This window comes from Methylobacterium adhaesivum, assembly GCF_022179065.1.
Classification (GTDB): domain Bacteria; phylum Pseudomonadota; class Alphaproteobacteria; order Rhizobiales; family Beijerinckiaceae; genus Methylobacterium; species Methylobacterium adhaesivum.
In genome coordinates this window covers 57833-68799 of record NZ_BPQD01000038.1, presented here as the reverse complement: position 1 = coordinate 68799, position 10967 = coordinate 57833, and the positions used below count along the sequence as shown (strand labels likewise).

The window sequence follows — 10967 nt, the reverse complement described above, 5'->3', positions numbered from 1 at the left end:
AACGCCACCATCGAGGCGGCACGGGCCGGTGAAGCCGGCCGGGGCTTTGCCGTCGTCGCCGCGGAGGTGAAGGCGCTGGCCAACCAGTCGTCCCGCGCCACGGAGGAGATCGGTACCCAGATTGCGGCGGTGCAAACCTCAACGGATCAGGCGGTACACGCCATCGAGGCCATCGGCCGGACCATCAGGCATCTCAGCGAGATCTCACTCAGCGTCTCCTCGGCGGTGACGGAGCAGGCTGCAGTGACCCACGACATGTCGGTGAACATGCAGAATGCCGCCCAGAGCGTTGAGCTCGTCCGCCAGACCATGGACGGCATCGCCCGGGCGGCCAACGACGTCGATGCATCGGTCCATGCGGTCAGCCTCGCTGCCCGTGCACTCGCCTAATCACCATAGGCGAGCGCGCGGGCGGGGTCCGCTCCAACCTAACCCGGACGTAGGTTATCCTCTACCAAGCTGGTGCAAAGCGGACTTTCCGAGGGCCTTCAAAGGGTCGTGAGCGGGCACGGATGCGATGTCCGCTTCAATCGATCACTGCCCGGAAGCAGACCGGCAGTAAACCACCCGAATCATTTGTACACCGGACCGGCAAGTGACGACCCAACCTCGCCGTAGCAGTCGAACTTTATCGGCCTTGGAAGCGGACGTTCGCCGGAAGTTGCGATTGGATCTCGGCAATCGTGTTATAGCCCATAAAAAAGGCGGGCTCGAAAGCCCGCCGATCCATGTCCGCGCGACAACAGGTTGGAGGACGTACGCCACACGGAGGTTCGGATCAGTCACTGTCGCAAACGGCCCTCTTCGTCCTTGGCGCGAGGGCGACACGCCACTTCTCCGGGACGCGGTTGGCGCGCCGGGGAAACTGTCCGCATCGGCTCCGACGGAGCCGATGCGTCTCGCCAGATCCGTCAGTTCGGCAGCGTAAAGACCGTGAGCTGACCGCCGAGGTTGGTGTAGCTCGACAGGGCAGCGTAGCCACCCACCGCGCCGAGGCCGGCATTCGGGTCGGTCAGGCCGGCCGCGAGGCCAATGCCGGCCCAGCCGCCGACACCCGACAGGATGGCGAGGTGCTGCCTACCCTTGTGGGTGTAGGTCATCACGTTGCCGATGATCCCCGAAGCCGTCTTGAACTTGTAGAGTTCCTTGCCAGTCTTGGCGTCGACGGCCTTCAGATAACCTTCCAAGGTACCGTAGAAGACCACGTCACCGGCCGTGGCGAGAGCCCCCGACCAAACCGAGAACTGCTCCTGATTCGACCATTTGATCTGGCCCTTCAGGTTGTCCCAGGCGATGAAATTGCCCATGCCGCCGTGGCTGCCTGGGGCCGGATACATCGAGACCGTCGCACCGACATAGGGCTGGCCCGGCGTGTAGCTCACTCGGAACGGCTCGTAATCCATGCAGACGTGGTTAGTGGGCACGTAGAAGAGCTGGGTCTTCGGCGAGAAGGCGGCAGGCTGCTGATCCTTGGTGCCGAGGGCGGCGGGGCACACCCCCTTCGTGTTGGTGTCCTCGCCATTCTGGTCGGTGGAATACTTGGCCTGAACCAGAGGGCGGCCGTAGGTGGGCGACGCCTTGTCGAGATCGACCTTGGAGGCCCAGTTCACCACCGGGTCGAACTTCTCCGCCACCAGCACCTCGCCGGTGGCACGGTCCAACGTGTAGGCGAAGCCGTTACGGTCGAAATGGGTGAGGAGCGGACGATCCTTGCCGTCGACCTTCTGGTCCGTGAGGATCATCTCGTTGATGCCGTCGTAGTCCCACTCGTCGTGCGGGGTCATCTGGTAGACCCATTTCGTCATGCCCGTATCGGGGTTGCGGGCGAAGATCGCCATGGTCCACTTGTTGTCACCCGGACGCTGCTTCGGGTTCCACGTCGAGGGATTGGCGGTGCCGTAATAGATGAGGTCGAGCTTCGGATCGTAGGAGTACCAGCCCCAGGTCGCCCCGCCGCCGGTCTTCCACTGGTCGCCTTCCCAGCTCTTCAGGGAGGAATCCTTGCCGATCGGCTTGCCGAGCGAGGTGGTCTTCACCGGATCGACGATCATGTCCTCGTCCGTTCCGACGCTGTAGCCGCGCCAAAGGCGGTTGCCGGTCTTGGCGTCGTAGGCGGTGATGTGGCCCCGGATGCCGTACTCGGCACCGGAGATGCCGACGATGATCTTGTCCTTCACCGGCAGCACCGTGGCGGTGTTGGTCTCGCCGATCTTCGGATCGCCGTTCTTGACCGACCAGTTTACCTTGCCGGACTTGGCGTCCAGGGAGACCAGGGTGGTGTCGGCCTGATGCAGGATGATGGCGCCGTTCGCATAGGCCAGCCCGCGATAGACCGTGTCGCAGCACATCACCGGAATGACCGACGCGTCCTGCTTCGGCTCGTATTTCCAGAGGATCTTGCCTTCGTTGTTGAGGTCGAGGGCATAGACGATGTTGGGGAAGGGCGTGTGGACGAACATCATGTCGCCGATGACCAGGGGCGAGCCCTCGTGGCCGCGCAGCACCCCGGTGGAGAAGTTCCAGGCGACCTGCAGGTTCTTCACGTTGCCGGCATTGATCTGGTCGAGCTTCGAGTAGCGGGTGTTGGCGTAATCGAGCGTCTGCAGCACCTGCTGGTTGGGGTCCTGGCTGCGCTTCAGCACGTCGTCGTTGGCCAGTGCGGCGGTGGCACCCGCGGCCACGAGGCCCAAGCCGAGAAGGCAAGCGTGTTTCATGGATTTCCTCCGGTCGCCGGCTGCCTTCTTCGATGGTCTCGCGGAGCAGCCCGACGGACCGGACGCTACGGACCCACCCGGCCCCCCGGTAGGGCAAGATCCCCGCCCCCGACTGGGCATTTTGCCTGATCGTCGGCGGAGCACCTTGCCAGCATCCAGCGGTTGCGTGCCTCTTCCTCGCGGGATGCAAGGAGCGCCGAGGGTATGGATCTCTTCATTGGGCTGATCCTCCGGGTGGCTGCCGTGGTGCTGCTCTGCCTGGGTCTCGCCACGGCATGGGTCGTCGCTGAGGTCCACCAGGGACTTCGCGAGGAGACGGCGGCATCGGCCGACCGGGTAGTCCGCGAGGCGCAGGAACTTGCCTGGCGCGAATTGACCTGGCGCGGCAGCACCGGGCGTTTCGCCAAATATGCCTTTCCGGATTGGCGCAGCTCGCACACCCTGCGCTTCATCAGCCCCGGGAACTGCGTCGCTCTCACCTGGACCGGTGAAGCGACACTACAGCAATGCAGCGGCCTGGAGACGGCCGGCGGGCCGGCCCCGGACTGGTTCGAGTGGCTCTATCGCGGGGCCTTCGGCGATATCGCGCCGATCCGCCGGGTGGTCACCCTGAACCGAAGGGAAGCCGGCACCGTCGTGACGACACCCGACCGGGGCGCGGCCGTTCGCCAGGTCTGGCGGCAGGTGCGCGTGCTGATGGCAGCTGCCGCCGCCATGGCCGGCGGCATCGCCCTCCTGGCCACGCTCGTGATCGGTGTCGCCTTGCGGCCGGCGCGGGTTATCACCCGAGGTCTCGGACGGATGGAGCGGGGCGATCACGCCGAGAAGCTGCCCCGTTTTCAGGCGCAGGAGTTCGATGGCATCGCGCAAGCCGTCAATGCCTTGAGCGAGCGCCTTCAGCACACCACCGCCGAGCGGACCGCCCTGACCCGGCGTCTCTTCGCCGTTCAGGAAGAGGAGCGCCGCGCCCTCGCCCGGGATCTCCACGACGAGTTCGGACAATGCCTCACCGCCACAGGCGCCTTGGCGAGCACAATCGAGGCCGAGGCCAGCGATCGCCCGGTGTTGCGGGACGACGCCCGCGCAATCGGCCGGATCACCCGTGACATGATGGGGACGCTGAAGGGCGCGCTCGCGCGTCTGCGTCCGCCGGACCTCGACGAGTTCGGCTTGGAGCACGGATTGCGCCGCCTCGTCTCCACGTGGCCAGGACGCAGCGCGAAACCCGCCGCGTTCAATTTGAGCTTCACCGGCGACCTCTCCACGGTGAGCGGACCAATGGCCCTCAGCATCTATCGCATCGTGCAGGAGTGCCTCACCAATGCCGTTCGCCATGGGCGGCCGACCCGGGTGGACGTCCGGATCGTTCGGACGGCGGATCGGATAGAACTCGCGGTCGTGGACGATGGCGGGGGCGACGCGGTGCTCGTGGAGACCGGCCGCGGTCAGGGCGTCCTCGGCATTCGGGAGCGGATCGGGGCCCTCGGTGGAACCCTGAACATCAACTCCGTCCCCGGCGGCGTCAGCATCGAAGCGACGATCCCGTGCGAGTCCAACGCCGACCAACCGTCCAGTCGAACCGACCCGACGGCTGAACCAGACTTGGCGTCGTTGGGACTTGCCGCGTGAACGAGACCGCGATCCTGCTCGTGGACGACCATCCGGTCGTGCGGGAGGGCTACCGCCGCTTGCTGGAGCGTCAACCGGGATACCGCGTCGTGGCCGAGGCCGAGACGGCGGCCGGGGCCTACCGAGCCTACAAGGCGAGTAGCCCAACGGTGGTGATCATGGATCTGACCCTGCCGGGACCGAGCGGCCTGGAGGCGGTCCGGCATATCCGCCAATGGGACCCTCGTGCCCGCATCCTGGTGTTCACCATGCATCAGGGGGCGGCCTTTGCCCTGAAGGCTTTCGAGGCAGGGGCCGCAGGCTACGTCACCAAGAGCAGTGCGCCCGAGGAACTGGTCCGAGCAGTTGCCCTCGTGGTCCGTGGTGGACAGGCGGTCAGCGCCGACATCGCTCAGGAGCTTGCCGCGGAACGACTCGGAGGCAAGCGCTCGCTGCTGGACGAACTCGCTCCCCGAGAGGTGGAAGTGCTTCAACTCGTGGCCTCCGGCATGACAACGGAGGCCATTGCCAAGGCGCTCAGTCTCAGCCCGAAAACCATTCAAAATTACCACTATGGCATCAAGGCTAAACTCGGCGCTCGCAACGACGCCCATCTAGTCTGGCTGGCTATCGAGGCGGGCCTTATCCGGCCGGGCGTTCTCCATGACCATACCTGATAGAGAAGCAGACCGTCGCGAGGCTGCGCTTCCCGGCCCGAAAGCCGACAAGCCGAAATCCACCCGCGGCGGGAGGGCTGGGTTTGTTTGAGAATGCCTATGTCCGGGACGGCATCATGTCGGGGTAACCAACTACATCAGACGCTCTGCATTCCCGGAGCCTGTGTGGCCTCCTCGACGTTGCCGGCGAGGAGGCCGGGCTTCAGATTTCGGTCCCTTCCGCCAGAGCGAGTGCGTCTTCCACGTCCACGCCGAGGTAACGTACCGTGCTCTCGATTTTCGTATGCCCAAGCAGAATCTGAACCGCGCGTAAGTTGCCGGTTCGCTTGTAGATCAATGCTGCCTTTGTTCGACGTAGTGAGTGAGTCCCGTAGTCCTCGCGCCGTAGTCCTATGCCCGTCACCCATTCATCTACCAGACGGGCGTACTGCCGGGTGCTTATGTGCGCTTCATGGTCGATCCGGCTGGGAAAGGCGTAATCGTCAAGCCCGCCACCTCGGTACCCCAACCAAGTCAAAATGCTTGTACGTGCTGGTTCAAGCAGCTCGAACTGTACAGGTCGTCCGGTCTTTCGCTGAACGACGATGACGCGCGGACGGACGTGCCCACCGCTGACAAGCTCACCGATCTTCAATTTGACGATGTCACAACCGCGCAGCTTGCTGTCGATGGCAAGGTCGAACATGGCGCGGTCGCGTACACGTCGCTTCCCGTCAAGCCAGAAACGGATGGCCCAAACCTGCTGTGGTTTGAGAGCGCGTTTTGCACCGAGCTTCCGCCCTGCGTTCCACGATCGACGGTTTTTGAATGCTGGGTCGTGCTCTGAATGTCCCATCTTTCATCTCCCAACCGGCCCATGCCGGTAGAGAGAGAGAGAGAGAGAGAGAGAGAGAGAGAGAGAGAGAGAGGGTGCTGCGAACGTAGCCTGCGTATCACCGGTTCGACGTTCGGTATGTGAACCACGGGGCTGCCAAGCTTATAATGCAGCTCTGCTGCGTCCGACCCAACCAGGCCACAAAAGCCTACGGGCGTCGTTCCCCTGAGCGGACGTGGAGGTAGACTGGGGTGGCTGCACCCAGCCGGTGCTCACCTCGCCTCAACGGCGCAGACAATCCCATCGATAAGCTACAGAAGCTATTACAAACAACATTAGGCCAGAAATGTATGACACGACGATATTGATCCTCCTTGATCGTTTCGTTGGATGATTTGGCGGATGATGAATAACGTCCGTCGATACAGCCTCGGAACGACTTGCCTTCGAATGTTTGGGCTGAATTATATCAAGTGCTTCGAGGCCGATCCTTTGCAGCTCTGGATCGAACTGCGACATCAGGGTCTTTGAAATCACCGCGAGGCAATTTGGAGTTGCCGTGGCAACGGCTTGTTCCGCCCAGACTGTAGCGGCAGATGGCGCTCCGTCCTCGGCGAGCATGAGACCTAGGTTGAGGGCGCTCCAGCAATCGTCGCCCTCGGCGCCCCGCGCATACCAGCTCGCAGCGAGGCCTCGGTCGACGGGGACCCCCCATCCTTCCTCGTGGCACCGCCCGAGGAGGCCCATCGCTTTCGCGTGTCCCTGCGAGACCGCGGCCTGGAACTGTCGGACAGCCTCCCGGTGGTCGCGTCGCACACCCGTGCCGTAGAGGAGTAGGCACCCGGTGTTGTACTGGCCCCAGGCGAGGCCAGACGCTGCCGCCTTTCGATAGTGGCGAAGCGCCTCCGCCTGATCGACCGGGACGCCCCAGCCGAGTTCGTGGCAGCGCCCGACCATGTTGCGCGCCTCGACACTCCCAATCGCTGCCGCTTTTTCGAACCATGCGTAGGCCGCCGCCGGGTTGCGAGCGACACCATGCCCGTCGAGATGCATCTGCCCCAGGACAAGTTGCGCCGCCTTGAAGCCGGATCGGGCCGCGAGGTCGATCCAGGCAACGGTCAGTTCCGGTTGCGTGGCGAAGATGCGACGCCAATCCGCTTCACTGTGGCGGTGCAGCGCTGCGAGCGTCGGTGCTACGGATCCGGGAATAGCCAGGGCCGGCCTGGCGGGATTGTCGCGTTGCCGCATGATGCTCCCACTCCATCGCACGCGGTCGCTAGGCTCCTCCGAATGCGCGCCGCCATGCCAGACGTCGTCAACGGCAACAAGTCTAGAAATGTATTTTTAAACTAGAACGGTTCGAACATAGTGCGTTCTGATGGCGTTCCATTTATCTGGTCGTCTTATGGCAAATTAAATTCGTTCTAATTTGGTTCATTTATGCATCAGCGCTCGACTATGTCTCGCGCGCGACTTGCTTCATGGGGACGTGAGTGTCTAACACCCCATTGTCCTGTTCCCGGAGTTTAGACATGTCGGCCTCCCTCTCGCTGCGCGATCCCAGCGGTACCGCTTCCCTGGGTGTCGGCTTGGCAGCGACGCTGGGAGCCTTCCTGCCGTTCGACGCTCTGGCTCAGGAGGCTGCTACCGAACTCCCGATGCTCAGCGTCGAGGGGTGGGGCGGGCGCCAGCCCAACACCCTTCAGGAGAGCACTGGCCTCTCCCGCCTCCCCGGTCGTATCCAGGACACACCGCAGGCGATCAGCGTCGTGCCGGGCGAGGTGATCCGCCAGCAGCAGGCCACGACCCTTGAGCAGGCCTTACGCAACGTGCCCGGCATCACCTTAAGTTCGGGCGAAGGCAATGGTGGTTTGAACGGCGATCAGTTCCGAATTCGCGGCTTCCAGGCGAAAAACGACGTCTACGTCGACGGCCTGCGCGATTTCGGCGTCTACGCCCGCGACGCCTTCAACATCGGCGATGTCGCGGTGATCAAGGGTCCGACCGGCGAGACCCTCGGGCTCGGGACCGTTGGTGGGGCGATCAACATCAACTCGAAGAAGGCGCTGCTGACCGATTTCACCGCCGTCGACGGTCTCGGCGGCAGCGGTCCGACCGCGCGCGGCACCTTCGACATCAACCGCCGCATCGACGCGACCACGGCGATCCGTCTCAACGGCGTCTTTCATCAGCAGGACATCCAGGATCGGAACAATATCCGATCCGACCGGATGGGTTTGGCTGCCTCGCTCGGCTTCGGCATCGGCACCGATACCTCCCTGTACCTGAACTACTTGTTCCAGCGCAGCGAGCGCACGCCGGACTACGGCGTGCCCACGGGTCTGCGCCCCGGCGACCGCTACGCCCGACCGCTGACCGAGTTCGGCCTCGACCGCTCAACCTCCTACGCCCGCGCCACCGACCGCGACGATGCCAACGTCCACATGATGACGTCCCTGGCGAAGTGGGATGTCACCCCCTGGCTGACTGTGACCAACGACAGCCGGCTGGCCTTCTACAGCCGCAATTTCTCCACCACGGCGCCGCTCTGCACGACGGCGGCCGGTGTGGGCGGCACGCCGAGTTGCCTCGGCGGATTCTTCTCCGGCGGCAATCCGTTCGTCACCTACAGCGCCGGCGGCGGCCAGACCTTCGAGCAGAGCGCGTGGGGCGCGCAGAACGTGACCACGGCGATCGCCAAGTTCCACACCGGCTTCCTGCGCCACGAGGTGGTGACCGGCCTCGACGTGTTCTACCAAAACGACGCGCGCACCAACTTCGCGGTGTTGGGCACCCGGCCCAACCAGCGTCTGCTCACGCCGCAGTTCGAGCAGACGGGCTACGCGCTCGCGCGCAACTTCAATAATCGCCGCCTCGGCGACGGAGCCAATCTCGGCGGGTTCTTCAGCGATCGCGTCTGGTTGACCGAGCAGTTCTCCCTGCTCGGCGGCGTACGCGTCGATCGCTTCGTAAGCGCGTACAACGCCACCACCACCGGCACATTCGGCCGCGACACGGTCGCAGGCTCCACCGGCGTGAGCCCGAAGGCGAGCGCGATCTGGCAGCCGACGCCGAACCAGACCTATTATGTCTCCTTCGCCAAGGGCTTCTCGCCCCAGGGGCAGTACGTCGCCAATTCCACCGGCATCGAGATCGTCAACACCGCGGCCCTGAAGCCCGAGGAGAGCGAACTCTACGAACTTGGGGGCAAAATCGCCGTTCTCGACGGGCGCCTGGGCCTCGCCGGCGCCCTGTTCCGGGTGGACAAGAGCAACAGCTTCGACGTCGATCCGGTGACGGGCCTCCTCATCGTCGGCGCGCTCGATGCGGGCGAGCAGCGCCGGGTCGAGGGCTTCGAGCTGACCGCCACGGGCCAGATCACACAGGATTGGAGCTTGCTCGCCGGCTACACCCATCTCAGCGGCACCGTGCGCTCGGGGGCGAACGCAGGCCGCACGGCGCCCTTCGTGCCCGAGAACGCCTTCACGATGTGGACGACCTACGACCTCACCACGGTCGGTCGACGCTGGTGGGACCTGCCGGGCAAGGTCACGATCGGGGCCGGCGTCTCGGTGGACGACGGCTACTTCCCGGCGAGCGACAACGTCACCCGCATCCCCGGCACCTTCTCCCTCGACGCCCTCGTCTCGTACGAGACCGACGCCTACCGGATCGCCGTCAACGCCTACAACCTCACCGACGAGCTGAACTACGCCGGTGCCTTCTCGACCCGGGCCATCCCGACCTCGGGCCGCACGGTCCTGGTCTCGGCGGGACTACGGTTCTGAGATGCTGGTGCATGTGAAGGACGTGCTCTCGGCCGAGGAGGTCGCCCATTGCCGCGCCCGGCTCGAGGCCGGCGCGTGGGTCGATGGGCGCGTCACCGCCGGCGCGCAGGCGGCACGGGCCAAGAACAACCTCCAGATCCCGGAGGATTCGGCTGTCGCGCGCGAGCTCGGCGACCTCATCCTGCGGGCGCTTGGGCGCAATCCCCAGTTCAACGCCGTGGCCTTGCCGCTGCGGGTGCTGCCCCCTCTGTTCAACCGCTACGATGTCGGCATGGGCTTCGGCGCCCATGTGGATGGCGCGATCCGCATGGTCCCGGGTGCCGGCATCCGCATGCGGGCCGACATCTCGACGACGCTCTTCCTCACGGATCCGGACGATTACGACGGCGGCGAACTCGTCATCGAGGACACGTTCGGCGCGCACGCGATCAAGCTGCCGGCCGGCGACATGATCGTCTACCCGGCGACCTCCCTGCACCGGGTCGAACCCATCACCCGGGGGGCGCGCTGGTCGGCGTTCTTCTGGTCGCAATCCATGGTCAAGGACGACGGCGCGCGGGCGCTCCTGTACGATCTCGACCGTGGCATCACCGGCGTGCGGGACGCCCTCTCCGATGACAACGCCTCGGTGATCGCCCTCACGAGCACCTACCATAACCTCCTGAGGCGCTGGGCCGAGCTGTGACCGGCACCGCCACGGACGCGACGCCTGCGCAGGCGCCCGCCAAGGGTAAGAGCAGCAAGACCGCCAAGGCGCGCCGGGCGTTCTGGCTCAAGCAGCTCTACGCCTGGCACTGGATCAGTTCGGGCCTCTGCCTCGTCGGCATGCTGCTGTTCGCCGTGACGGGCATCACCCTCAACCATGCCGGGCGCCTGGAGGAGCGGGCCCGGGTCGAGATCCGCGAGGCGAACCTGCCCAGGGACCTCGCCGCCGGCCTCGCGGCCCTGCCAGCCACCGGACGGGCGCCCCTGCCGGAACCCGTGCGCGCCTGGCTCGCGGCCGAACTCGGTGTCACCGTCGGCGGGCGCGAGGCCGAACTGACCCGCGACGAGGTTCTGCTGTCCCTGCCGCGTCCCGGCGGCGATGCCTTCGTCAGCCTCGGCCGGCGGGACGGCGCCGTCCTGCACGAGGTCACCGCGCGCGGCTGGATCTCCTACCTCAACGACCTCCACAAGGGCCGCAATACCGGGCTCGCCTGGAGCGTGTTCCTTGACGGCTTCGCGGCGGCCTGCCTCGTGTTCTGCCTCACCGGCCTCGTGCTGCTGCAGTTCCATTCGGCCCGCCGCCCGGCGACCTGGCCGGTGGTCGGGCTCGGCCTGCTGGCCCCCCTCCTCATCGCTCTCGTGTTCATCCACGCGTGAAGGG

The 10967-nt window shown here is 65.1% G+C and carries 9 protein-coding genes; 6 read left to right on the top strand and 3 right to left on the bottom strand.

The window, feature by feature from the left end:
- A partial coding sequence (locus tag MFF01_RS19490) for a methyl-accepting chemotaxis protein (protein ID WP_238227885.1) occupies nucleotides 1-390 on the top strand: 390 nt, incomplete at its 5' end.
- A 521-nt stretch (nucleotides 391-911) separates the two neighbouring features.
- On the opposite strand, the gene MFF01_RS19485 is transcribed toward MFF01_RS19490, so the two are convergent.
- Nucleotides 912-2714, bottom strand: coding sequence for a methanol/ethanol family PQQ-dependent dehydrogenase (locus MFF01_RS19485; protein ID WP_238227883.1), 1803 nt, complete (start codon nucleotides 2712-2714; stop codon nucleotides 912-914).
- Nucleotides 2715-2918: 204 nt separating this feature from the next.
- Between MFF01_RS19485 and MFF01_RS19480 the strand changes: the two genes are divergently transcribed.
- Both MFF01_RS19480 and MFF01_RS19475 read left to right on the top strand, forming a co-directional pair.
- Nucleotides 2919-4343 (top strand): HAMP domain-containing sensor histidine kinase, encoded by a 1425-nt coding sequence (locus MFF01_RS19480; protein WP_238227881.1) that lies wholly within the window; start codon nucleotides 2919-2921, stop codon nucleotides 4341-4343.
- A complete protein-coding gene (locus MFF01_RS19475) occupies nucleotides 4340-4999 on the top strand; it encodes a response regulator (RefSeq protein ID WP_238227878.1) in 660 nt (219 codons plus the stop codon). The genes MFF01_RS19480 and MFF01_RS19475 overlap by 4 nt, the downstream gene beginning before the upstream one ends.
- A gap of 202 nt (nucleotides 5000-5201) precedes the next feature.
- Here the strand turns inward: MFF01_RS19475 and MFF01_RS19470 are convergent, their stop codons facing one another.
- A complete protein-coding gene (locus tag MFF01_RS19470) occupies nucleotides 5202-5834 on the bottom strand; it encodes a tyrosine-type recombinase/integrase (protein ID WP_238227876.1) in 633 nt (210 codons plus the stop codon).
- Between the two features lie 261 nt (nucleotides 5835-6095).
- Nucleotides 6096-7061, bottom strand: a complete 966-nt coding sequence (locus tag MFF01_RS19465) for a tetratricopeptide repeat protein (RefSeq protein ID WP_238227874.1) — start codon at nucleotides 7059-7061, stop codon at nucleotides 6096-6098.
- Nucleotides 7062-7345: 284 nt separating this feature from the next.
- Between MFF01_RS19465 and MFF01_RS19460 the strand changes: the two genes are divergently transcribed.
- Genes MFF01_RS19460 through MFF01_RS19450 form a run of 3 tightly spaced genes read left to right on the top strand, consistent with a single transcriptional unit; the run spans nucleotide 7346 to nucleotide 10963 of the window.
- Complete coding sequence (locus tag MFF01_RS19460) at nucleotides 7346-9601, top strand: TonB-dependent receptor (RefSeq protein ID WP_238227872.1); 2256 nt, start codon at nucleotides 7346-7348, stop codon at nucleotides 9599-9601.
- A 1-nt stretch (nucleotide 9602) separates the two neighbouring features.
- On the top strand, nucleotides 9603-10286 hold the full coding sequence (locus tag MFF01_RS19455) for a Fe2+-dependent dioxygenase (RefSeq protein ID WP_238227870.1): 684 nt from the start codon (nucleotides 9603-9605) through the stop codon (nucleotides 10284-10286).
- Nucleotides 10283-10963: a PepSY-associated TM helix domain-containing protein gene (locus tag MFF01_RS19450; protein ID WP_238227868.1), complete on the top strand. Its 681-nt coding sequence runs from the start codon at nucleotides 10283-10285 to the stop codon at nucleotides 10961-10963. The genes MFF01_RS19455 and MFF01_RS19450 overlap by 4 nt, the downstream gene beginning before the upstream one ends.
- Nucleotides 10964-10967: the final 4 nt, after the last annotated feature.